The sequence below is a fragment of the Paenibacillus sp. FSL E2-0177 genome (assembly GCF_037992975.1).
GTDB lineage: Bacteria > Bacillota > Bacilli > Paenibacillales > Paenibacillaceae > Paenibacillus_AQ > Paenibacillus_AQ odorifer.
Window position 1 is genome coordinate 1,200,197 of the sequence record NZ_CP150307.1, and the last position, 23,437, is coordinate 1,223,633.

The 23,437-nt window shown below is 45.2% G+C and carries 18 protein-coding genes; 12 read left to right on the plus strand and 6 right to left on the minus strand.

The genetic code is table 11. The features are described 5' to 3' along the window. Positions 1-34: 34 nt before the first annotated feature. Both MHI25_RS05270 and MHI25_RS05275 read right to left on the minus strand, forming a co-directional pair. Entirely contained in the window at positions 35-550 is a 516-nt protein-coding gene (locus MHI25_RS05270; RefSeq protein ID WP_076279904.1) for a GrpB family protein, read from the minus strand. Between the two features lie 78 nt (positions 551-628). Then, positions 629-1,585 carry a D-2-hydroxyacid dehydrogenase gene (locus MHI25_RS05275; protein ID WP_076304995.1) on the minus strand — a complete coding sequence of 319 codons (957 nt, stop codon included), beginning with the start codon at positions 1,583-1,585 and terminating at the stop codon, positions 629-631. A gap of 89 nt (positions 1,586-1,674) precedes the next feature. Between MHI25_RS05275 and thpR the strand changes: the two genes are divergently transcribed. From thpR to MHI25_RS05290, 3 genes are all read left to right on the plus strand, one after another. Next, the gene (gene thpR, locus MHI25_RS05280) at positions 1,675-2,277 is read left to right on the plus strand and encodes an RNA 2',3'-cyclic phosphodiesterase (protein WP_340395086.1); all 603 of its coding nucleotides are present in this window, start codon (positions 1,675-1,677) and stop codon (positions 2,275-2,277) included. A 77-nt stretch (positions 2,278-2,354) separates the two neighbouring features. Next, positions 2,355-3,281 carry a cell wall hydrolase gene (locus tag MHI25_RS05285; protein WP_076185046.1) on the plus strand — a complete coding sequence of 309 codons (927 nt, stop codon included), beginning with the start codon at positions 2,355-2,357 and terminating at the stop codon, positions 3,279-3,281. Between the two features lie 74 nt (positions 3,282-3,355). Then, positions 3,356-4,039, plus strand: coding sequence for a metal-dependent hydrolase (locus MHI25_RS05290; protein WP_076304996.1), 684 nt, complete (start codon positions 3,356-3,358; stop codon positions 4,037-4,039). 66 nt (positions 4,040-4,105) lie between these two features. Here MHI25_RS05290 and MHI25_RS05295 read toward each other — a convergent pair whose 3' ends face one another. Beyond that, entirely contained in the window at positions 4,106-5,293 is a 1,188-nt protein-coding gene (locus tag MHI25_RS05295; RefSeq protein ID WP_076304997.1) for a glycosyltransferase, read from the minus strand. 265 nt (positions 5,294-5,558) lie between these two features. Here MHI25_RS05295 and MHI25_RS05300 point away from each other — a divergent pair, with 265 nt between their 5' ends. The 5 genes from MHI25_RS05300 (at position 5,559) to MHI25_RS05320 (ending at position 15,550) form a co-directional block, all read left to right on the plus strand. After that, positions 5,559-6,134, plus strand: a complete 576-nt coding sequence (locus tag MHI25_RS05300) for a TetR/AcrR family transcriptional regulator (protein ID WP_076129243.1) — start codon at positions 5,559-5,561, stop codon at positions 6,132-6,134. Between the two features lie 212 nt (positions 6,135-6,346). Continuing rightward, positions 6,347-8,701, plus strand: coding sequence for a YhgE/Pip domain-containing protein (locus MHI25_RS05305; protein WP_339171710.1), 2,355 nt, complete (start codon positions 6,347-6,349; stop codon positions 8,699-8,701). Between the two features lie 376 nt (positions 8,702-9,077). After that, complete coding sequence (gltB, locus tag MHI25_RS05310; RefSeq protein ID WP_076302844.1) at positions 9,078-13,673, plus strand: glutamate synthase large subunit; 4,596 nt, start codon at positions 9,078-9,080, stop codon at positions 13,671-13,673. A 169-nt stretch (positions 13,674-13,842) separates the two neighbouring features. Further along, on the plus strand, positions 13,843-14,769 hold the full coding sequence (locus MHI25_RS05315) for an ABC transporter ATP-binding protein (RefSeq protein WP_232061156.1): 927 nt from the start codon (positions 13,843-13,845) through the stop codon (positions 14,767-14,769). Further along, positions 14,762-15,550, plus strand: coding sequence for an ABC transporter permease (locus MHI25_RS05320; RefSeq protein ID WP_076185050.1), 789 nt, complete (start codon positions 14,762-14,764; stop codon positions 15,548-15,550). The genes MHI25_RS05315 and MHI25_RS05320 overlap by 8 nt, the downstream gene beginning before the upstream one ends. Before the next feature lie 8 nt (positions 15,551-15,558). Here MHI25_RS05320 and MHI25_RS05325 read toward each other — a convergent pair whose 3' ends face one another. After that, positions 15,559-16,008: a polymer-forming cytoskeletal protein gene (locus MHI25_RS05325; protein ID WP_038568928.1), complete on the minus strand. Its 450-nt coding sequence runs from the start codon at positions 16,006-16,008 to the stop codon at positions 15,559-15,561. Between the two features lie 38 nt (positions 16,009-16,046). Beyond that, on the minus strand, positions 16,047-17,327 hold the full coding sequence (locus MHI25_RS05330) for a M23 family metallopeptidase (protein ID WP_076185051.1): 1,281 nt from the start codon (positions 17,325-17,327) through the stop codon (positions 16,047-16,049). Positions 17,328-17,488: 161 nt separating this feature from the next. On the opposite strand from MHI25_RS05330, the gene cls reads away from it, so the two are divergent. Then, positions 17,489-18,919 carry a cardiolipin synthase gene (cls, locus tag MHI25_RS05335; RefSeq protein ID WP_076129238.1) on the plus strand — a complete coding sequence of 477 codons (1,431 nt, stop codon included), beginning with the start codon at positions 17,489-17,491 and terminating at the stop codon, positions 18,917-18,919. A gap of 240 nt (positions 18,920-19,159) precedes the next feature. Next, complete coding sequence (locus tag MHI25_RS05340) at positions 19,160-19,999, plus strand: YitT family protein (protein WP_248547977.1); 840 nt, start codon at positions 19,160-19,162, stop codon at positions 19,997-19,999. 204 nt (positions 20,000-20,203) lie between these two features. On the opposite strand, the gene ligD is transcribed toward MHI25_RS05340, so the two are convergent. Then, a complete protein-coding gene (gene ligD, locus MHI25_RS05345; protein ID WP_076276844.1) occupies positions 20,204-21,088 on the minus strand; it encodes a non-homologous end-joining DNA ligase in 885 nt (294 codons plus the stop codon). Between the two features lie 123 nt (positions 21,089-21,211). On the opposite strand from ligD, the gene MHI25_RS05350 reads away from it, so the two are divergent. Together MHI25_RS05350 and MHI25_RS05355 are read left to right on the plus strand one after the other, a co-directional pair. Then, a complete protein-coding gene (locus tag MHI25_RS05350; protein WP_248547910.1) occupies positions 21,212-21,814 on the plus strand; it encodes a sigma-70 family RNA polymerase sigma factor in 603 nt (200 codons plus the stop codon). Continuing rightward, positions 21,778-22,962, plus strand: coding sequence for a hypothetical protein (locus tag MHI25_RS05355; protein ID WP_076302846.1), 1,185 nt, complete (start codon positions 21,778-21,780; stop codon positions 22,960-22,962). The genes MHI25_RS05350 and MHI25_RS05355 overlap by 37 nt, the downstream gene beginning before the upstream one ends. Positions 22,963-23,437: the final 475 nt, after the last annotated feature.

The following is a 23,437-nucleotide window of genomic DNA, read 5'->3' on the forward strand; positions in this document are numbered from 1 at the left end:
TCTAAATGAACAGCAGGGGCTATTTTTATAAGGATTATTGATTTAAATACCACTCATATGCAGTTTTTTCAAGATTAACCACAAATTCTTCTTTCCCGTCTATATAAGCTCCAATATCCTCTGGGAATTGTTTGGCAAGAGTATCTTTTAAATCTCCGTACTGTTTAACCGCCTCCGGATATGATCGAAGGTAGTCTCTTACAGCCAGATGACGACCGATATCTATCTTATTATCCATTTGGAAGACATGAACATGATGGGTTCTGCTATTTCCGCCTTTTCTGAAATATCTTCTGCCACTGATACCGAACTCACCCATACATTCATAACCAAGTGCTGTCATTTGCTGGTTGAACTCATCTACAGCTTCGATATTTCGTACTACTGGCATTATATCTATGATTGGTTTCGCTTTGAGTCCGGAAACAGAAGTGCTGCCAATGTGGTGAATATCAACGAGGGCATCAGCAAAGATATCTTTAATCTTCTGAGCTTCTTCGTTGAACATTAGACTCCATTGTTCGTTAAATTCTGTGACCGTGACCTTCATTGCACTAACCCTCTCTTTATGGATAACTTTGGATTTTCTTATTATAGAACAGATGTTCCTGTTTTGTAAAGCTTATTATTAATATTGCCGGTCATAATCAACAAGATTTAGAGAAGGTGTGCCTGATGATAAGTAAGACTTCACATTTTCGGTAAAAATATTAACGATCCGGTCAGCGTATTGATCTGTAATTCCAGCGGAGTGTGGAGTGATAATAACCTGCTCCATAGACCAAAGCGGATGATCCTGCGGAAGGGGTTCGGTCTCAAAAACATCCAACCCAGCGCCACGGAGTTGTCCGCGATTCAATGCATCGATCAGCGCCTCTGTATCGGTAGTTGCGCCCCGGCCAATGTTAATGTAATAGGAGCCTTCTTTAAACGCGGAGAAGCTGGTGGCATTAAATAAATGCTTGGTCTCATCGGTAATAGGAAGGGTATTGATGATGAAATCTCCTTGACTTACAGCTTCGGATAAACGATCTGTTGTATAGATTTGATCAAAGTCTGCGACTGGCTTACCGGAACGGCTGACACCGATAGTCTTCATCCGGAAGGCTTTAGCAATTCTGGCGGTTTCACTGCCGATCGCTCCAGTTCCAGCTATTACGGCTGTTTTACCGAACAGCTCGCTTTCACTGCCATCAGATTTCCAAATACGTTTCTGCTGATTGCGTACAGCTGTATGCAAATTACGGGTGAAGAGAAGTATGAACCCGAAGATTACCGCAGAAATAGGTTCGGCATGAACCCCGCTCCCACTGGTGAGCAGGATTCCTTGTTGCTTAAGACGATCGAGGGGAAGCTTCTCAATACCAGCAGACCAGGACTGAACCCAGCGAAGGGAGGACTCGGGGCGAAGGAGTGTATCCGAAATACCTTTTGCCCAGCCAATTACAATTTCTGCTTCTGCAAGCAGCTGCAAATCCGGATTTTTTGCGTCTCCTTGTGTAAATGTATAGCCTGGGGCAGCCGCTTTGATCCTTTCCTGCTGCTGAGATGTAAGTGGTTGTAGACATACTATAGACTTAGTCATGATGTGTTCCTCCTACTTTGTGGTTTAATGGATATGGATCATGTTATAGGTTAAGAATACCAAATCTATTGGAGAAGGTGAAATTGACCATGGATGCTAAAGCATCAGAGAACGAATCAGAACGGCTTTTTTTAGCTGTGAAATTACCTTCTGAGCTGCAAGAAATAGTGGCGCAGGCATGTTCAAAGCTATCTGAAAATTTTGATTTTGCTAAATGGACAAATCCGCAAGATTATCATATTACCCTGCAATTTTTAGGAGATACCCCAAAGGCCAAAATTCCAGATTTAGTGAAATCCTTGAGGAAGACTGCGGGGCAAGGCAGACCCTTCAATCTCTTTTTGGACAAATGGGACACATTTGGTCTTCCAGCTTCCCCAAGAGTCCTGTGGATAGGGGTTTCCGGCGAAATAGAGGCATTAAATCAATTAGCTGCCAGAGTGCATTCAGCGACGTTTCCACTAGGTTTTTCAGGCGAATCCAGGGCCTATAAACCGCATCTTACTGTGGCTCGAAAGTACCGGGGAAAAAATTCATATGATGATAAATTGCTGGAAAATTTACTGAAATTGGATGACGATTGGAACCTAAAAAACTATCAGAGAGACTGGACGATTGATAGTTTTGTGTTGTATGCTACCAGAATGTATGCCATTCCTATGTATGAAATTATTGAAAAGTTTACAGTTTAAAATCGATAATAAAGTTTTCAAAGCTTCCGTTTTCGGTTACATACAATAGGAATGTGCCGTGAAATAGGAGGAATATCATGTTAATTTTTAAACAAAACCGCTATATTGCGTTGCTCGTTGGCGTTATACTAGTGTGTTTCTCTGCCATAAGCTTATTGCAACCCGAACAAGTTGCAGAAGGGAAGGTGGACAGGGTGCAGATGGATAAGTTGCAATCCACTAGCCGTGCATCCGTACTTTCTCTTTTGCAAGATGAATCGAAGTCTAGTATAACGAGTAGCATTACGAGGGGCATTACTGAAGTTACACAAGCCAATAAGCTTAATAACACATTCAGTCTTTTAAGTTCCGCTTGGAAACCGGCGAAGGGTGTGGAATGGCTTAGTGTAAAAAAATTAAAACAAAAAAACACAAAAAACACATCGAACGTTTCCATTATTCGGGTGAAGGCTGATGTAGTACAATCCAAGCCAGCTGCGCAAAAAGCGTCGCAATTGGCGGAAACAGCAACAAAGAGTAGTCAGGCGACAGCGAAGACAGTCTCGGCTTCTCAGAAACATCCCCTCACAACATTGTACTTCTCTCGGACAGAGCTATTAAGCCAGGAGCAGCAAAGTAAAGCAACCCGGCGCTACGCTGTATCCGAAGAAGAACTGCTTCTGCTACAAAAAATTGTAATGGCAGAGGCGGAAGGTGAACCGTACAAGGGCAAGGTGGCAGTTGCCAACGTTGTTCTGAATAGGCTGCGGTCAGCCAATTTCCCCGACACGATATATAAGGTTATTTATCAGAAGAGCCAGTTCAGCCCTGTAGCTAACGGGCGTCTTAACCGTGTGAAGCCTAACGATGATAGTATTAAAGCGGTGAATGCTGCACTCTCCGGAGTAAAGGAAGTTCCCGATAATACTTACTTTTTCTTGTCGCTAAAACTTGCACAGGATCTGACCGTACATCATACACAGACTTATGTTAAAACCATTGGCAATCATACTTTTTATAAATAAATTTGGTGGATCTGTGAACCTCAGCGCTATATAGGGTAAACTAAACTATATGAATCTGGAGGTGGAAGATAACCATGAAAATCACTTATTATGGACATTCAGCTCTGCTGGTAGAGACGGGGAACGTGAAGGTTATTATTGACCCTTTTTTGTCAGGCAATCCGAACTCCGGTATTTCACCTGCCGATATTTCCGTTGATGCCGTTCTGCTTACTCACGGCCACTCTGACCATTTTGGAGATGCTGTCGAAATTGCCAAACAGAATGATTGTCCGATCTTTGCGGTGTTTGAGCTTGCCGAATATTGCCGGATGAAGGGTGCACAGGTAAAGCACATGAATATAGGTGGTAGTCATACCTATGCCGGGATGACTGTGAAATTTACGCAGGCATTTCATTCCTCATCCATTCAGGAGGGCGACTCTTGGATTTATGCTGGACAACCCGCGGGGATTTTATTGACGATTGAGGGCAAGACGATTTTCCATGCGGGGGATACCGCGCTATTCAGTGATCTGCGCCTCATTGGAGAAAGGAATGCGATTGCCCTGGCAGCTCTGCCTATAGGCGATATGCTTACCATGGGACCGGATGACGCCTTGCTGGCCGCACGCTGGCTGCGGGCGGATAAGGTGATCCCGCTACATTACAATACATTTCCGGATATTGCTCAGGATGGTGCTGATTTCTGCGATCGCCTGCACCAAGAGGGAGTGGAAGGTTTCCCACTTAAAGCTGGTGAGAGTGTAGAAATTTAAACCAATCCGATTTATATTAAAAAAAGCAGGTAGCCGGGGGAAATTCCCTGACTACCTGCTTATTCTTTAAGGTGTAATACATACAGGTTCTTCATTACGTGCTTGCGCTCTAGAGCCTCTGAGTTCAGTTGCTTCGCTTACGGGGTTACCTAACATCTTCAGAACAGTAGTCGCACAGCTTTGCGGTTGATGTTTATCTGGAGCGAGACGTCGTCTGCGTTGCTCTTCCAGAACTGAATATTCACGAAGCATCATAGTGAACCATTTGTTCACTACTTCCGAGTCGAGCACCTCTGCCAGCCCAAGCTCTACGAAATATTGGCAGTTTTTCTCTTCCTGACCTGGAATAGCTTTATAGAAAAGCATCGGAATTCCTTTGGCCTGACCTTCTGTGCAGGTCATCCCTCCAGGCTTCGTGATCAGCAGGTCTGAGGCATCCATCAATTTATTGATTTCACTGCTATATCCCAGAATTTTAACATTGGGATGATTGAGCAGTGGATTGGACTTCATTTTGGCGATTAGCTTCTCATTACTGCCCATACAGAAGACGAGCTGAATATCATCCATTCTGGCGGTGAGGGAATGCATAATCTCTTTGCCGAACATTAACCCCCAACCTCCACCCATAATGAGTACGGTTGGGATATCAGCCAATCCCAGTTCCTTGCGCAGCGGCGTCTTGTTGGAGCGTTCCCAGAACTTTGGATGCACTGGGATGCCAGTCACGGTTACTAGCTCTGGAGCGATCCCACGGCCTGTCAGAATGGATTTGACACGTGGGGTAGATACGAGATAACGATTGACCTCGGAATTTACCCAGCTCCCATGTGCATCATAATCTGTAATTAATGTATACAGAGGCACATTTAATCCACGACGCTTTAGTCTGGAAATGACCGCAGCCGGAATGGGATGAGTGCAGATAATCAAATCAGGCTTTAGCTGTTCGATCACCTGTGAAGCATGTGTATAAAAAATCCGGTGAAGCGCCATTTTAGTCAACGGGTTCAATGATTTATGATATTGTGTCTTATACATCATGCCGACCAGCTTAGGCTGGCTGCTAACTGTTTTGCGGTAAGCGGAAAGAATCCAAGGGGCGACCGTCGGGTTAAGAAATTTCCCCAGCTCGATGACTCGGCACTGGACATCCGGATTCAGCAGCTTTATTCCTTCGGCCAGAGCATAGGCTGCTCCTGTGTGGCCCGTACCGAAGCCTTCCGAAAACAGCAGTACTCTTTTCTTTCGCATAAGTTCACCTGCTACTTTCCTTTTCTATAGAGATGCTTTCCTTCTTCTAATTATACTAGGAAATCTATACTATACTCACATTATACAAGTAAGACGTAAATAGAAAGTTAAAACCCTGCAATAAATAAAAAAATAAAAGGTTCGCCCAAAGTATTGCAAACTAGAAAACAACATGATAAAGTAGTGAATGACCAATTGACCGGATTAGTAAAATGGTCAGAAGTCAGCGGGAACGATATTTTCTGGAGAAAGGAAGTGTGCACAGGTGGCAGTGGTGGATCGAAGACAGCAGGTGCTTCAGGCCGCAGCGAAATCTTTTTCATTATTTGGCTATAAGGCAACTACAATGGATCAGGTTGCTAAGATTGCAAATGTCGGTAAGGGAACCATCTACACCTTTTTTACAAACAAAGAGCAATTGTTTGACGAGATCCTGCGCGATATGATGATGGAAATGAAGACGATAGCTGAACGGGAGATCAGGCGAGACAGACCTTTCTTTGATAACTTGCATCGTGTGCTGGATGCTCTGCTTGAGTTTCGAAGTGAGCAGGAGCTATTCATAAAACTTTCCCAGGAGAATCGCGAATTCGGTACGCCGCAGGCTGGAGAAGGACTCGAGAAGATCGAGAACGTAGTTTTAGAATATTTAGAACGGGAGGTGCAACAAGCGCTCCAACAGGGAGAAATCAAACCTTGCGATCCCAAAATCGTCTCGGTAGTCATGTTCAGATTATATATTGTATTGACTGCTGAACTGAATAAAACACATACTCCCTTGGACAAGGAACAGATCAAGATGTATTTTCATTTGTTTCTCGCCGAAGGATTGGCACAGTAAGGGTTGATTCAGGATAGGGATGGCGTTCTCAGCATCACTCGATTCGCTTTCCCTTAACAATTCTCAAGATGATTAGGCATTGAAGAAGAGCCGCAAGGCATTTTTTTATACCCTGAATTGACCGAATGGGGAAAACAGTCACTTAGTGTTACGTAATATTTCGCAAACAAAGCATTTTAAAGAGAGCATAAGCTCATAAGGAGAGAACCAGAATGAAATCATTATCCGTATTTACCAAGGATCTTGGAGCAGCCCTTAGAAATCCGAAGGTGCTGATTCCGATGATTGCTATCCTATTTATTCCGGTGATGTACAGCGGATTCTTCCTGAAGGCATTCTGGGATCCGTATGGCAAGATGAATGAACTTCCGGTTGCTGTGGTCAACCAGGATGTCGGCGCTAATTATGAAGGCAAGCAACTACAAGCCGGTAATGATCTTATAGAAGAGTTGAAGGTAACCGACGGCTTCCAGTGGAACTTCGTTTCCCTTGAAGAAGCGGAAGCAGGAATGAAGGACAATACTTATTATATGTCGATCATTGTTCCGGAAGACTTTTCTGCTAAAGCTACTACTCTTATGGATGATGAACCACAGCCGGCAAAAATTATTTATGAGCCAAATGAAGGTTATAACTTCTTGGCTGGTCAGATCGGTGGTACGGCTGTAGCAGAAATTAAAAATAAAGTATCTGCTAAAGTAACAGAAGCTTATGTTGAGTCTGTATTCAATCAGATTACAGAAGTATCTGATGGATTGGGCGAAGCCGGAGATGGTGCTTCCAAGATCGCTGATGGCGCTGGTAAGCTAGATGACGGAGCCTTGAAGCTGAAAGATAATCTACTTGTACTGACAGATGGTACAGGTAAACTTCAAAATGGTGTAGAACCCCTTACACAAGGTGTGACTGATTTGAATGCAGGTGCTACGGCGCTTAAAACAGGATCAACCACGTTGGCAAGCGGATTGCAACAATTGTCTACTGCACATACGCAACTTCAAGACGGTGTTGCACAAAGTTCTGCCGGCAGTAAACAGCTTAGTGACGGCTTGAAACAAGCTGTAACAGGTGCTACACAGCTTCAGGCGGGAACACAGTCTGCTGTGGATGGTACTTCTAAACTACAAGCAGGAACACAATCTTTAGTTGATGGCAGCGCGAAGCTGGAAGCGGGCTTAACTTCTTCCGTAGATGGCAGCGCGAAACTGGAAGCGGGTTTGCAAGCTTCCGCCGCAGGCAGCACGAAGGTAACTGAGGGTGCTAAAGCGGTAGCTCAAGGATTGGAGCAATTGGCACAGGCTAGTCCTGAGCTGGCACAAAATCCAGCGGTACAGAAGCTGCTGGCAGCTAGTGCAGCCGTGGCACAAGGCAGTGAGCAACTGCAACAAAGCCAAGAGCAGCTGGCACAGGGTGCTACTGCACTCCATAGTGGGCAAGAGCAACTGGCACAAGGTGCAACTCAACTGCACTCGGGTTCACAGCAGGTAGCTGCTGGTGTAACTCAGTTGCATGATGGAGCAAAGCAATTAAATGCTGGTAGCACACAGCTGTTGACAGGACAACAAAAACTGGCACAAGGCGCATCTGCACTTGTAACTGGTGGCGATAAGCTGAATGCAGGAATGCAACAATTTGGTGCGAAGCTTAAAGAAGCTGCAGCTGGAGGCAGCAAGCTGGCTGAAGGCGGTAAAGCACTTGGTGATGGTACCTCAAAACTGCTTAGCGGTGTAGGCGAACTAGGTTCCGGTATCAGTGCGGTAGCAGATGGTTCGAAAAAACTGGCTGATGGCGCAGGCGAGCTGAAAGATGGTATGGATGATCTGAAATCTGGATCAACAGAACTGGCAACTAAGCTTGGCGATGCTGCTGAAAAAACAGGCAGTGTGAACAAAACAGATGCAATGATGGAAATGTTCGCACAACCAGTTGTGGTTGAGGATAAAGTTGTGAATCATGTTCCGAACTATGGTACAGGTTTTGCTCCTTACTTCCTATCCCTTGGATTGTTTGTAGGTGCTTTGATTTCAACAATTGTTATTCCAATGCGTGATTCGGCTGTCCTTGGTGCTAGCCGTATGAACCGTTTCATCAGCCGTACGCTTACCTTCACAATCATGAGCTTCATCCAGTCTATGCTGGCTGCTGTGGTTGTATTGTACGGACTTGGACTGGAAGTACAAAGTAAACCGCTATTCTTCGTATTTACATTCTTAACAAGCTTAGTTTACACATGGGTAGTTCAAGCGATTGTTACTTGGATGGATCAACCGGGACGTTTCGTTGTTATCGTTATTCTGATTTTCCAATTAACAACTAGTGCCGGAACATTCCCACTTGAATTGATCCCTGACTGGATGAAATTCTTTAATCCACTGCTTCCAATGACTTACACAGTTAGTGGTCTCAAAGCAGTAATTTCTACAGGTGATTTCAGTGCAATGTGGGGAGATGTAGGTATCCTGGCAATCTTTGGTCTTGGATTCCTTGCTCTTACCTTCGCTTACTTCATGACACGTAGCCGTGAGAATGAAGTTGGAGTGAATAGTGAACAAGTTTTGACTGTATAAACTGATAAATTTTTTGAAAAAAAAGTATAAAAAAGCGTCTCCTCTGGGAGACGCTTTTTTTGATTTAAAATCATAAAAACCCTTTTTCTTGCAAACATATTAGAAGGAGTGAAAAATCTTGTAACGCTTTCATTGCATATGCACTTATGCGTTATTTATGTATAATTATGCAACATGAAGTTTTTTTAAACTTTTACTCGCTAAAGCTGTGATGCAAAAACAATTGTTAATCAGCATCATAAAAAAGTTTAAATTGCGCTGATGATACCTCGGTGATAAAATAATAGCACTAATCTGGATTGAATAATTATTAAGATTTTCATGTGAAAAATTTTCCTAACACATTGCATACTTTATAATAGAAAGGTTGCGTTCGATGAAACACACTGAACTGCCCGTAAAACAGGGCCTGTATGATCCCCAGTTCGAAAAAGATGCTTGCGGCATGGGATTTGTAGCTCATATTAAAGGCACACCGTCTCACAATATCGTAAGTAATGCTTTGACAATGCTCTTTAATATGGAGCATCGGGGAGGCCAAGGTAGCGAACCCAACTCTGGTGACGGAGCAGGTATCATGCTTCAAATTCCGCACCGTTTCTTTGCAAGCGAAGCTCAGAAGCTAGGCTTTGCTTTGCCGGAACAAGGCCATTATGGCGTGGGCATGATCTTTTTATCTCATAACGAAGAAGTTCGGGCGCAGCATGAAGCTCTCTTAAGCAATATTATTGCTGAAGAAGGTCAAATAGTACTCGGCTATCGTGATGTGCCTACCTATGATGAAATGCTTGGCAAGACAGCGAAAGCTGCTAAGCCTTTTGTGCGTCAAGTATTTATCGGCCGCTCGGCTTCGGTCACGAATGAGTTGTCTTTTGAACGTAAGCTTTATGTAATCCGCAAACGTGCAGAGCTTGCCATTCGTTACGGTGGTGCAGAAGAGGATGAATCCTTCTATATTCCAAGCTTGTCGTGCCGTAAGATTGTATACAAAGGCATGCTGACTACAGAACAAGTCGGACAATTCTACCTGGATTTGCAGAACGAAGAGCTGGAATCAGCGATCGCGTTAGTTCACTCCCGTTTCAGCACGAACACCTTCCCAAGCTGGGAACGTGCGCATCCCTACCGCTTTATGATCCACAACGGTGAGATCAACACCTTGCGTGGTAATGTGAACTGGATGCATGCGCGCCAGTCATTGTTTAAGAGCGAAGTGTTTGGTGAAGATCTGAACAAGATCAAGCCTGTTATTAACCCGGATGGATCGGACACTGCAATGTTCGATAACACCTTTGAGTTTCTCTATTTGAGCGGACGCTCCCTGCCACAGGTAGCCATGATGATGGTTCCTGAACCATGGAGCAATCATGATAGTATGGATGCTGATAAAAAAGCATTTTATGAATACCACAGTACTCTAATGGAGCCATGGGACGGGCCTGCTGCAATGGGCTTTACCGATGGGATACAAATCGGCGCTATTCTGGACCGTAACGGCCTGCGTCCTGCTCGTTATTATGTAACGAAAGACGATATGATTATTTTATCCTCAGAAGCCGGTGTACTGGACATTCCAGCAGAGGACATCTTATATAAAGACCGCCTGAAACCTGGCCGCATGCTGCTCGTGGATACGAAGGAAGGCCGCATTATCTCTGATGAGGAAGTTAAATCGGCTATCGCCTCTGAGAAGCCTTATCGCCAGTGGCTGGATGAGCATTTGATCAGTCTTGATGAGCTTCCGGATGCACCTGAATTGCCAAATCCTAAGCATGACAATGTACAACAGCTACAGCAGGCTTTCGGCTATACTTTTGAAGACTTGCGCAAGGTGCTTGAGCCAATGGCATCTACTGGTGCTGAAGCTGTCGGTTCCATGGGTTATGATGCTCCACTCGCCGTATTTTCGGACCGCCCGCAACGTCTCTATAACTATTTCAAACAAATGTTTGCTCAGGTAACGAATCCACCCATCGATGCCATTCGTGAAGAGCTGGTTACATCCACAACGACTACGATTGGACCAGAGCGTAATTTGCTTAAACCGGAACCGGAAAGCTGCCGCCAGATCTCGCTGCAAACGCCAATTCTTTCGAACGAAGATTTTGCTAAGATTCGCCATGTTCGCCGTGCAGGCTTCAAATCGATGTCTATTCCAATTCTTTTCCCGGCTGAGCTTGGGGCAGAAGGATTACGCATCGCGCTTGAGCGCATGAACGAGGCTGCTGACCGTGTTATGGCTAAAGGGCATAACATTCTGATTCTGACTGACCGCGGTGTGGACAGTGAGAATGCTGCGATTCCAGCTCTGCTTGCGGTATCGAGTCTGCATCACCATTTGATCCGCCAAGGAACACGGACGAAAGTTAGTATTTTGCTGGAATCCGGTGAACCACGTGAAGTCCATCATTATGCGTTGCTGCTCGGTTATGGTGTGAGTGCAGTAAATCCTTATCTGGCTTTTGAAAGCTTGGATGACATGATCGGTCAAGGTTTATTGCGGGGAATCTCGCATGAAAAAGCAGTGAAGAACTATATTAAAGCTGCGACTAAGAGCGTAGTTAAGATTCTTTCCAAAATGGGAATTTCGACGATTCAATCTTACCGCGGTGCGCAGATTTTTGAAGCTGTGGGTCTGAACTCTGAGTTCGTGGATCGTTACTTTACTTGGACACCTTCCCGGATTGGCGGTATTGGCTTGGAGGAAGTGGCAACTGAGGCGCTTATCCATCATAACCGTGCTTTTACAGAAAAAGACGGAAATGATAAGGTGCTTGACTCCGGTGGCGATTATCAATGGCGTAATGATGGGGAAGAGCATCTATTCAATCCACAGACGATTCATCTGCTTCAGCACTCTGTGCGTAGCGGGAATTATGATATGTACAAGAAATATGCTGCCCTTGTTCAAGGAGAAAGCGAGAAGCAATTGACGCTTCGTTCCTTGTTGCAATTCAAGTCAGCCTATGAACCGATTCCACTGGAAGAAGTAGAACCGGCATCATCCATTATGAAACGGTTTAAGACGGGTGCAATGTCTTTTGGTTCCATTAGTAAGGAAGCACATGAGACATTGGCCATTGCGATGAACCGGATCGGTGGCAAGAGTAATACAGGTGAAGGCGGCGAAGATCCAGCCCGCTATATTCCGGATAGCAATGGTGATTCACGTCGCAGTGCGATTAAACAAGTAGCTTCTGGACGTTTTGGTGTTACCTCGAACTACCTAGTTAACGCTGATGAGATCCAGATTAAAATGGCTCAGGGCGCTAAACCAGGGGAAGGTGGACAGCTTCCGGGACGTAAAGTTTATCCTTGGGTCGCTGAAGTACGTGGCTCAACAGCAGGTGTGGGTCTGATCTCACCTCCACCGCATCATGATATTTACTCTATCGAGGATTTGGCAGAGCTGATCTATGATCTGAAAAATGCAAATCCACGTGCAAACATTAATGTTAAGCTCGTATCGGAAGTTGGAGTGGGTACGATTGCTGCGGGTGTAGCCAAAGGGCGCGCTGATATTATCTTGGTTAGTGGCTATGATGGAGGTACAGGGGCATCGCCGATGAACTCCATTCGTCATGCGGGTCTTCCGTGGGAGCTTGGCTTGGCTGAAACCCATCAGACATTGATGCTCAACAATCTGCGTGACCGTGTAGTTCTGGAAACAGATGGTAAAATGCTAAGCGGCCGCGATTTGGCTGTAGCTGTATTGCTTGGGGCCGAAGAGTATGGTTTTGCCACTGCTCCGCTAGTATCTGTTGGCTGTATTATGATGCGTGTCTGCCAAATGGATACTTGTCCGGTTGGTGTAGCTACACAGAATCCGGATCTTCGTAAGAATTTTACCGGTGATCCGCAGCATGTAGTTAACTTTATGACCTTCGTGGCACAGGATCTACGTGAAATTATGGCAAGTCTCGGCTTCCGTACAATTGAAGAGATGGTAGGCCGTACCGATTGTCTAGACGCAACTCAGGCGTCGAAGCATTGGAAGAAGAAAGGCATAGATTTGAGCAGCCTGCTGCATACACCGGAATTACCGGAAGGAAGCACACGCTTCCGCAGTAAATACCAGAATCACGGTCTGGAAGAGACACTGGATGTTTCGCAGCTGCTCGACCTGGCAGCACCTGCACTGGAATCAGGTACGGCTGTTGAGGCATCACTGCCAATCACGAACGTTAATCGTGCCGTCGGAACTATCCTTGGCAGCGAGCTGACCCGCAAGTATGGGGCCGCAGGTTTGCCTGATGATACGATTCGGCTTCATTTCACCGGTTCTGCTGGTCAAAGCTTGGGTGCATTCGTGCCTAAGGGAATCACGCTTACGGTGGAAGGAGATTCCAATGACTATGTAGGTAAAGGATTGTCGGGTGGTAAGATTATTATCAAGCCATCTCCGAAAGCTACCTTTGCTGCTGAGGACAATATCATTATCGGAAATACTGCATTCTACGGTGCAACAGGTGGAGAAGCTTATATTAACGGTATCGCTGGTGAACGTTTTGCCGTCCGTAACTCCGGAGCGAAGGTTGTTGTAGAAGGCGTGGGTGACCACGGCTGTGAATACATGACTGGAGGCCGAGTGGTTGTCCTTGGTGAAACTGGCCGTAACTTTGCGGCAGGGATGTCAGGCGGTATCGCTTATGTCTACGACCCAGATAGAACCTTCATCGGCCGCTGCAATCTCGAAATGGTACTGCTCGAGAGAGTGGAAGAGTCTGAGGAGATCGAAGAGCTGCGTGAGCTGATTATCCGCCATACCGAGCTTACAGGTAGTGCGGCTGGCGCACGGGTACTGAATCAGTGGGCAGATAGCTTGCCGAACTTCGTTCGTGTCATTCCGAAGGATTACAAACGGATGATGGAGCAAATTCGCAAGGTAGAACAAACCGGATTGACCGGAGAAGCTGCGTTGATGGCTGCATTTGAAGCAAATATGCGCGAGCTTGCCCGTGTTGGCGGTTAAACTGTTGTACTTGAATGAAATAGGAACTAAATGAATAAGGGGACCTGACTCTTCCTAATACCGGAGAAGTCAGGTTCCTTTTTTTACTGGCAGACTCTTATCCTCTAGTGATTTTCGGAAAAAAGGGTATATGTGGTAAACTAGGTTATAGATGAAAGGAAGTGAGACTATGTCGAATACAGAAATATTGATGGAGCCTGTTGCCCGCCTGCAGGGAGTCACCAAAAAAATCGGCTCGAAAACGCTGGTGAGCGATTTAACGCTGGACATCCCGCCTGGACAAATCTTCGGTTTTTTGGGACCCAACGGAGCAGGTAAGACTACTACAATACGGATGATGGTAGGATTGATTTCCATTAGTCGTGGAGACATCTTGATCTGTGGCCGTAGTATTAAAAACCATTTTGAAGAGGCTATCGCAAATATAGGGGCCATTGTAGAAAATCCAGAGATGTACAAGTTCCTCACCGGTTATCAGAATCTGCGCCAATATGCACGGATGGTGCCAGGGGTAACAAAGCAACGGATAGATGAGGTTGTCGAGCTAGTCGGACTAGGTCAAAGAATTCATGACAAAGTTAAGACCTATTCGCTAGGTATGCGTCAGAGGCTGGGAGTGGCTCAAGCACTGCTGCACAGACCCAAGCTGCTGATTCTAGATGAGCCAACCAACGGGCTGGACCCACAAGGGATACGCGAGCTCCGAGACTATTTACGCCGTTTATGTCAGGAAGAAGGAACAACTGTATTCGTCTCCAGTCATTTACTTTCCGAGATGGAGCTCATGTGTGACAGCGTTGCGATTATCCAAAATGGACGACTGGTGGATGTGAAGCAGCTGAAAGGGGTAGGCAATACTGTAATGCCTCTGGGAGAAACCTTGTTCGAGGTTGATAATGCTGAGGCTGCGTTAGCCCTCATTGGACGTGGAGTATTTAAGAGTGGGGGACTTGTGCTTGAGGCAGAGCGTGAGGAGATTGCAGAATTAAATGCCAAGCTAGTGGCAGGTGGGATTAAGGTGTATAACATCAGAACCCTTGCCCGTACGCTGGAGGATCAATTCTTAGAGGTTACAGGAGGTGAAGGAATTGGGTGAGTTTACAGCTCTCATACATAATGAGAATATCAAAATATACAGCCGTGTCCGCACATGGATTATGCTGCTTATTCTTGCAGTGATGAGCGTGCTGCTTCCTGCGCTTATTTATTTCACAAGCGAAGGCGATTCATCGCTTATGGGGCTTTGGGACAACTTTCAGATGACGGTGAGTATTGCGTTCTTCTTGAATACAATCTTTACCGTTGTAGTGGCTTCTGACTCCGTAGCGGGCGAATTTACCTGGGGAACCATTAAGCTGCTGCTGATTCGCCCGTGGAGTCGCTCCAAGATCCTGCTCTCGAAATATATTTCCATGGTGTTATTCAGTTTGCTTAGCACCGCAGTATTGATTGCTTTTGGGTTTGGTGCTTCGTTAATCTTCTCCTCATCTTCGGGAGATACGATGTCATCCATTACGGCTTGGAGTCCAGCGGAATATTCCTTCCTAGATCTCCTATGTCGTTACATTGAGCTTTTCCTGACTGCTGCTCTGGCTTTCATGGTATCTAGCGTATTCCGCGCAAGTGGGCTGGCTATTGGATTATCCTTATTTATTATGTTTGCCAAGAGTATTTTTACGGTTATTTTTAGTCCAGAACGGTTTGAATGGGCCCAATACTTAATCTTCACACATATGGATCTAAGAGGCTACCTATTGTCGGATACGGGTCCGGGGGGCTCAACACTTGGCTTCTCCATAGCTGTATTAGCGGTGTACTATATCCTATTCCTGGCCATTTCCTGGATTGTCTTCCGTAAAAGGGACGTTGCTTCATAGAAATAAGTCTAGCCGGCTTCAAGTGTTCCTTGAGCTTTGGAGGAGCGCTTGGCTGCCTTGTCCTTTTTCATATTACTTTTGGGCTCACCTGCTTTTTCAGAGGTGGGCTGTTCTTGCATGGCAATGGAGCCATTCAGGAGGCTGCCTTCCATAATGCTAAGTGCTCCTGCTGAAATATTGCCATGCAATTCTCCGGTTCCGGTCATAATGAGTCTGCGATCAGCCGTAACATCACCGTATACTTTGCCGGCAATCACGATTTCTTCCGCTTTAATACTGGAGCGCACTGTTCCTTCTTCTCCTACAGTCACGACACCACTGCAAATAATCTCACCGCTAAAGGTACCCTCAATCCGCAGGTTTGTATCACATTGCACCTTACCCTCCAGTGTTCCTCCATGCCCAATTAGGGAATCGGTAGATTTAAAGGGGACACGCTGCTGCCGTTTGTTCCACATTTATAAATTCCTCCTATTTTGAAATTAAATGCAACCCTTTAGGGTTTGACATACGCCAAAGGGTTGACTGTTTTATTCTGCTTCACAACCTGAAAATGAAGATGAGGACCTGTGCTTCGGCCAGTGCTTCCAAGCAAGCCGATTTTCTGCCCTTTGCTAACCTTGTCTCCCGCAGATACGATCATTCCGTTCAAATGCATGTACCAGGTTTCCAATCCATTTGAATGCTTAATCACGATGTATTTTCCGCGTGCGCCCATTTGTTCCGCAGTAATAACCTCGCCATCTAAGGCAGCATATACAGGATCACCGATGTTCCCAGCAATATCGACACCGGAATGGAACGCAGACAAACCTTTGAATGGATCTGAGCGGTAGCCGAAGCTTGAAGAAATGACTTTGGACTCGGTAGGCCAGAGCGGTACAGCGTTAAGTTTAGCCTTTTCTGCACGGGCCTTTTGAGCTTGCAGATTTGCCTGTACGTTATTTTCATGCTCTGCCTGTGTGATCGTCTGTGTGATACTTTCCACCATTTCATCAAGCATCCCGTGAATCTCCTCAAAGTCATCCTTAGTTTCTTCCACCAAGCTCGTAGCGTCGTTCTGATACACCGCGATGTATTCTCCACCAACCTGCGGGGTGAGTGTTTTTGGAAGGGCTGCGGTGATGGCCCCAAAGCGGAAACTTATGGCGGATAGAGAAGTGGAAGATGAGTTCTCTTCTGTACTCTGCTTAAAGGAAGTCTCTTTAGGAACAGGAGAAGAAAGACGGTTCGATAAACCTAATGTTGAATTTGAAGTGGCCGATCCAGCTTTTGATTTTTCTGTTGCGGATTTCTCCGGTTGAGATTCATTCGTGTCTGTAGCGGCAGCAGCACCTTTGCTTTTGTTAATCAATGCTTGCAGCTCCTGTTCCAGTGCATTTACACTCTTCAGCTTGTCTTTAATGTTATCTGCCTCTTCCGAAAGTTCGCTGACCTGGCTACGAAGCTGTGTTAAATCTTTATCCTTGTCGGCGACCTTCATTTCCATGCGGAGATTGGTTAGCGATAGTGCGGCTGCCTCGGCTTCTAGCTGTGAGATGGACTGAGAGGCATGGAAATGCATAGAGGTGACCAGACTGGAGATAGACAGGGCTGCTGCTGCCGGTAAGGCGAACGCTAGCGGTTTGGAGATGTGGAGCTGTTTGACTGGACGTCCGGCATCCCTTACGACAAGCAGCGTAATCCGTTTATGATCTGGCTGACTCTTCATGGCTTCTCCTTTCTGCGGCTTATGGCAGCCGCTTGCGATACCTGAGGCTAACGACTTTTCTTCCATTAGGCTCATCCGAATTGTCCTACTACTCTATGTATTCCATATCTTTCAGGAACATGACAACGGTTTGTTTGAATAAAGAAGGAGAGTTACGGCAAAACCTGTACTAGAGTCATCGCAGAGAGTCTATTGCATCTGTTTTTATTAATTGAGGGGGTAGAGAATTGAAGATTTTCGCGATAATTCTAATTCTTTTTATCATACAGATTGCATTGATTGTATTTCTGGAGTACCGACGCCCGCAAAGGGCTATAGCATGGTTGTTTATTTCCTTCTGTTGTCCACCGCTCGGTCTGGCATTCTATTATTTTCTAGGTCGTGACTACAGACAGAATAGAAAATTGAACAAAAGATGTACTTCACTCTTCCGGGAAATCCGTTCGTATGTCACTGGTAAGATTAAGGTAGTAAAACAAGCGTCGGATACTGGAAACGCTCAGTTTGAGAATAACGAGGGTTTATTGGTTTTGCTTGCAAAGCTCTCGGAAGGGCCTATTACAGGCCATAACAAAAGCAGAGTGCTGTCAACTGCAAGAGAAGCTTACGACGCTATGCTGGAAGCCATGGAAGAGGCAAAAGAACATATCCACATGCAATTTTATATTTATCGTGATGATGAGATCGGAGAACAGTTTCAGGACGTTATGATTCGAAAGGCGCGGCAGGGAGTAAAGGTGCGTTTGCTTTGTGATGGACTGGGCAGTCATCGATTAAGCCGTAGGTTTATTCGAACCCTGAGAAATGCCGGGGTGGAGTTCCACTTTTTTTTACCTCCGATTAGTTCTTTACTGGATCGTCGGTTTAATTTCCGCAATCATCGGAAGATCCTAGTGGTGGACGGATTGATTGGTTTTACGGGGGGAATGAATATCGGTGATGATTACTTAGGAAAGGACGCCAAGATGGGTTACTGGCGCGATACTCATCTGCGTTTAGAAGGAGATTCTGTTTATTATATTCAGTATGTCTTCCTGAAGGATTGGAGACTGGCCTCTGGTGAAGGTATGAGTCATCCTCGTTTGTTCCCTGAGCACTCTTGCAAGGAGCAAGAGGCCGTGCAGATTGTAGGAAGTGGACCGGATGCTGCGATCGATGCTTCTCAGGAGATGTATTTTGCCGCTTTTTGCTCTGCTAGGGAACGGATCTGGATTACTTCACCGTATTTTATTCCGGACCCTGCGATTTGTCGTGCTTTGAAGAGTGCAGTCCTTCGTGGAGTGGATGTTAGAATCATCATTCCGGCAAAGCCTGATAATAAGCTTGTTTATCATGCTTCTTTGTCTTATCTGGAGAATTTACAAGATGCAGGCGTGAAGTTCTATCGCTACACCAAAGGATTTATGCATGCCAAAGTCATGATTGTGGATGATCTGCTGGGTACGGTGGGAAGTGCGAATCTGGATATGCGCAGCTTCTATTCTAATTTCGAAATGACAGCGGTTTTGCTGCATCCTGAGACGATAGCAGAGCTAGTCGCGGGGTTTGAAAAGGATCAAAAGAACAGTGAATTCATTGATCCTGTAAAATTTAAGGAGAGAGGGAGAATTGTCAAACTCGGTGAAGGGCTATGTCAGTTGTTATCACCGCTGTTATGACCGGAAAGAGGACTAAATCTGAATTTTTCGAAGGATAGTACGTGTTCCATTCATTATTAGAGCATATTTTGTGATATAATAATTGTATAAGAAGAAATGTAAGAAAGTATAGATTGTAGTTATACTTCCGAATGTTTCAAAACTATACTGTTAAATTGTAGGGGGAGTTCTATGAATGTGAGTCCACAAATGTTTACCAAAGAGGAGCAGAACAAACTGCAGAAGACCGGTGCCCATAAAATGGCTAAGTTCGCGCAGCGTATGATCATGTTATCCGTAGGGGCCGCCATGATGGCTGTTGCACTTGAGATATTCCTAGTACCTAATCAAATGATTGATGGCGGGATTACCGGTATCTCCATTATTTTATCACATTTATTTGACATTCCTCTGGGTATATTATTGACACTGCTCAACCTTCCGTTCCTGTTAATCGGTTATAAGCAAATCGGTAAGACATTTGCCTTATCTACCTTATATGCGATTTTACTTATGTCTATCGGCACTTCAATGCTGCATCATGTAGAGGCCTTTACAGTTGAACCGATGCTTGCTGCCGTGTTTGGCGGTATCATTCTAGGTGTAGGTGTTGGATTGGTTGTACGTTTCGGGGGATCTCTAGACGGTACAGAAATTGTTGCGATTTTGGTAGCCAAGAAGCTTCCCTTCTCTGTAGGTGAAGTAGTTATGTTCTTCAACCTGTTCATCTTGTCCGGAGCTGGATTTGTGTTCGGTTGGAATAACGCGATGTTCTCCCTGATTGCTTATTATATTGCATTTAAGGTTATTGACATCACCCTTGAGGGTCTGGATCAATCGAAATCAGTATGGATTATCAGTGATAAATTCCGCGATATCGGGGAAGCTCTGACAGAGCGTCTTGGACGTGGTGTTACTTATTTAGATGGAGAAGGCGGATTTTCCGGTGAGAACAAGAAAGTGATCTTTGTAGTTATCACCCGTCTGGAAGAAGCTAAGCTTAAAACCATTGTTGAAGATTGGGATTCTGATGCATTCATCGCAATAGGTAACATCCATGATGTTAAAGGTGGCCGCTTCAAGAAGAAATCCATCCACTAGCGTAGCTCTTAAGTATCATTAACTGAAAGAAGGTATTTTTACGGATAAAAAAGCAATAAATACGGTGAACAAAGCTCGGCCTGCCGTATTCTTATATAGTATACCTTCTGTCCTTGAGTGGGACGCCAAATAAGCTCGTAGCATGTAGTTGATGCTGCGGGCTTATTGCTGTTTTTAGGGTCTTTTTTCTATGGGATTGCTCCTTTATGGGAGCTTAGCAATGAGCTGTTCAACGGGCTGTGGGGGCACTTTCTCTAAAAGATCTCCCATACGCAGAAGGCGTTCCTCGATATTGAGCAGATGAAAATTAGAGGGAGATACATTTTGCTGAACCTCCTCCCAGAGCAAGGGTGTAGAAACTGTAGCAAATGGTCTTGCGCGTGGTGTGTAAGGTGCAGCTAATGTTTTGCCGCTATAATGCTGAAGGTAGTCAAAATAAATTTTATCTCCGCGATTCTTTTTTAGACGTTCCAGGGTGAACAGGTTGGGATGCTTTTCGGTGACATAACGACCCACAAAATGCCCGATTTTCCGCAATCCATCAAAAGTAACGCCAGTCTCGATAGGGACGATGATTTGCACCCCGGTAGCACCGGAGGTTTTGGGTACAGAGGAGAGGCCAAGAGAGGTTAAGACCGCCCCAACGATCGCAGTTGCTTCCATGATGCGAGGTTCGATCTCAAGTGACGGATCAAGATCAATCATCCACTCACAGGGCAGCTCGCTGCCTACATAATGCAGGGAAGGGTGGAATTCCAAAGCAGCCAGATTCCCCAGCCAGATCAGCTCAGGTAAACCTTGCAGCTTGATATAGTTAATATTCTCGTGCACAGCGGTTTGGACAAAGGCCGGAAGAGGATCAGGCGCATTTTTCTGATAAAAGGACATTCCAGAGATGCCGTGCGGATAACGAATGACGGTAAGCAGCCGGTCTCGGCAATAACGCAGCAGATAGGGAGAGAGTGCAGCGAGCTTTTGCAGATAAATCCGTTTGGTAATGCCACATTCAGGCCACAGCAGCTTCTCTGGGTTAGTGATGATGATTTCTTCTCCGTCGATGGTAATTGTACCTTTGATCGCTGCCGGCATCGGGGAAACTCCTTTCTGTGATAGGAATGAAGGTATTATGTGTCAGTCTGCTCCTTTTCATGAAAAAAATATTCCCAAAGTGTCCCTTTTGGATGATCATAAGACTTATAAGGATATACGTTAATGAGAAAGGGGAGTTTGCTGATTTTGGACGGGATCGAGCACACTGTTGTTCGGGTACAGTCAGGCGAGGTAGATTCCTACGCCTTGATCGTCGAGGCTTTTCAAAAGCCGATTTACCGCTATTGCTGTCGGCTGCTTGGGAGCCGTACTGAAGCGGAGGATGCAGTACAGGAAATTCTGGTAAAGGCATATCAGCATATAGGCACATACCGCCCTATCGCGAGCTTCTCTTCATGGCTATATAAAATTGCCTACCATCATTGCCTCAGTCTGATCCGCAAACGTCAAAGCCAAATAAAGTTTATGGCGCTTTTTCAACCAGATCCGCCTGCAGAAAGCCCGGAACAGTTGATGGACCGTTACATATTTAACGAACATCTGACTTTTGCCCTCGAGAAGCTGAAGACAGAGGAGCGAAACCTGTTAGTACTTAGAATCTTTGAGGAACAGAGCTTCCCGGAGATTGCGGAGATTCTGGATAAGAATACTGATGCTGTGAAGAAAAAATACAGGCGAACGATTACGAAGCTTGGCAAAATGCTGAATGCTCAGAAAGGGGGAACGGAATGGTGCGGCAACGAGGCTTTGTTGAAGAGAAAATGATCAAGAAAATGGATGCGGTAGGGAGCTGCGAAGAGCTGGATGTAAAAGCAGCTGTTATGAAGCGGGTAAGAGCAATTCATGAACAACAGAATAGGATTGACGGTGAAAGGACGAACATCGTTATCGAGCTGAATCCGTTTCCAGAACCGGAAGATCCTATTATGCAGAAGCAAAAAGAGATGCCCCAACACCCGTCTAGGTTTAGAAAAAGAGTGCTCACTGGAGTCTCCGCGGCTGTATTGCTAGGGATTATCGGGTTGGGTGCTTTTCAGCTATCTGCTGATGGAGATTTATCGGAACAAGGTAGCCAGGTTACAATTGATATCTCAAAACCCCAAGGTGGTATTATTACACTAGTGAACAGCGGAGGGAAGGCTGTTGTGAAGACGGTGCATAATAATACGCCTGATCCGACAACCTCGCCTGCGATAGAAAAGTATCAGAGCTTATCTATGACTTATAAAGAGCAAGTGCTTGCTCGTTTAAACACTGGGGAAATGGCTGCTTATTATGTGAAGGATGCTGAATTAAATAAGCTGGAGTTAGGGTTAGGCTATGGAAATCAATTGCAGTTTGCTTTTATTTCGCCGGTGTATTCGAAATATCAAGACTTCGTAAAAGAATTAAAAACGGTTGGCGATTTCTGGCCAGGGTTGCCTTCCTCGTTAGCTGATGGTTATGAATTCGAGCAAGGAACTTTTAATGCAGCTCCCCTATACAAGTCGCTAGACACAGAATATGAAGAAATCCTTGAACAATTTCAAAAAAAGGCTACAACCGATAAAACTGGACAAAACTTGTTTATGGAGAAGATAGCTGCAAATTCCATAGATAATGCTGAGGTTACCTACCACAACGGAGATCAAAGAATTACACTATCCTTAAGGCAGAGTGTTTTTAAGGGTTATACCATGCAAGTGTCTATCTTGGAAGGCCAGACTGCTGAAAAATGGTCTGTGACAGGTACAGGTAAAGAGGCAATATTTATCGCGGCGGGTACTGGAAAAGGGAAGAATGCTTGGTCTTCTCAGAATCGATTGTATTGGTATGATGAAGTCACCCAGATGGTTTTTTCTCTAAGCGACAAGCAGGAGAGTAAACTGACTCGTGAGCAATGGCAAAAGATTGCCACCAGTTTTATTCACTAGCTACTGTTCTAACTGTACATTAGGAGAAGCTGTCTCAAAAGTAGTGAATTCTACTTGGGAGGCAGCTTTTTTATGGAATAGGGGAATAATGGATTTTACTGTGCCATGTGACGATATGCCACGCGTAGAGTTCTATGCTAATGGTTGGGACGGTGGGCGATGTGCGATGTGCTATGTATGATTTTCGTGCGGCTTGCAGTAGATGATTTGTGGAATTAGTGGTATATGTGACGGTGGACTATGGGCGATACGTTCTGTGTTTGTGCAATGTATAGAATGCTTTAAACTAATTAGGGAAAAACTCCCTGAAAATAGCCGCTATTTGCTCTAAATGAACGAAATCAGGGAATTCCTCCCTAATAATCAGGAGAATTGCTTTATTCGTTGCCGAATTGGCTGAATTTCAGGGAAGTTTTCCCTAATTATAGGTCCAATGAACAGAAATATCTGAGGTTTAGGGAGAAATTCCCCAATT

Excerpts from the sequence above, each read along its gene's own strand:
- MHI25_RS05270 (WP_076279904.1), bottom strand. The coding sequence starts at position 550 with ATGAAGGTCACGGTCACAGAATTTAACGAACAATGGAGTCTAATGTTC.
- MHI25_RS05275 (WP_076304995.1), bottom strand. The coding sequence starts at position 1,585 with ATGACTAAGTCTATAGTATGTCTACAACCACTTACATCTCAGCAGCAG.
- thpR (WP_340395086.1), top strand. The coding sequence starts at position 1,675 with ATGGATGCTAAAGCATCAGAGAACGAATCAGAACGGCTTTTTTTAGCT.
- MHI25_RS05285 (WP_076185046.1), top strand. The coding sequence starts at position 2,355 with ATGTTAATTTTTAAACAAAACCGCTATATTGCGTTGCTCGTTGGCGTT.
- MHI25_RS05290 (WP_076304996.1), top strand. The coding sequence starts at position 3,356 with ATGAAAATCACTTATTATGGACATTCAGCTCTGCTGGTAGAGACGGGG.
- MHI25_RS05295 (WP_076304997.1), bottom strand. The coding sequence starts at position 5,293 with ATGCGAAAGAAAAGAGTACTGCTGTTTTCGGAAGGCTTCGGTACGGGC.
- MHI25_RS05305 (WP_339171710.1), top strand. The coding sequence starts at position 6,347 with ATGAAATCATTATCCGTATTTACCAAGGATCTTGGAGCAGCCCTTAGA.
- gltB (WP_076302844.1), top strand. The coding sequence starts at position 9,078 with ATGAAACACACTGAACTGCCCGTAAAACAGGGCCTGTATGATCCCCAG.
- MHI25_RS05315 (WP_232061156.1), top strand. The coding sequence starts at position 13,843 with ATGTCGAATACAGAAATATTGATGGAGCCTGTTGCCCGCCTGCAGGGA.
- MHI25_RS05325 (WP_038568928.1), bottom strand. The coding sequence starts at position 16,008 with ATGTGGAACAAACGGCAGCAGCGTGTCCCCTTTAAATCTACCGATTCC.
- MHI25_RS05330 (WP_076185051.1), bottom strand. The coding sequence starts at position 17,327 with ATGGAAGAAAAGTCGTTAGCCTCAGGTATCGCAAGCGGCTGCCATAAG.
- MHI25_RS05340 (WP_248547977.1), top strand. The coding sequence starts at position 19,160 with ATGGCTAAGTTCGCGCAGCGTATGATCATGTTATCCGTAGGGGCCGCC.
- ligD (WP_076276844.1), bottom strand. The coding sequence starts at position 21,088 with ATGCCGGCAGCGATCAAAGGTACAATTACCATCGACGGAGAAGAAATC.
- MHI25_RS05350 (WP_248547910.1), top strand. The coding sequence starts at position 21,212 with ATGAGAAAGGGGAGTTTGCTGATTTTGGACGGGATCGAGCACACTGTT.
- MHI25_RS05355 (WP_076302846.1), top strand. The coding sequence starts at position 21,778 with ATGGTGCGGCAACGAGGCTTTGTTGAAGAGAAAATGATCAAGAAAATG.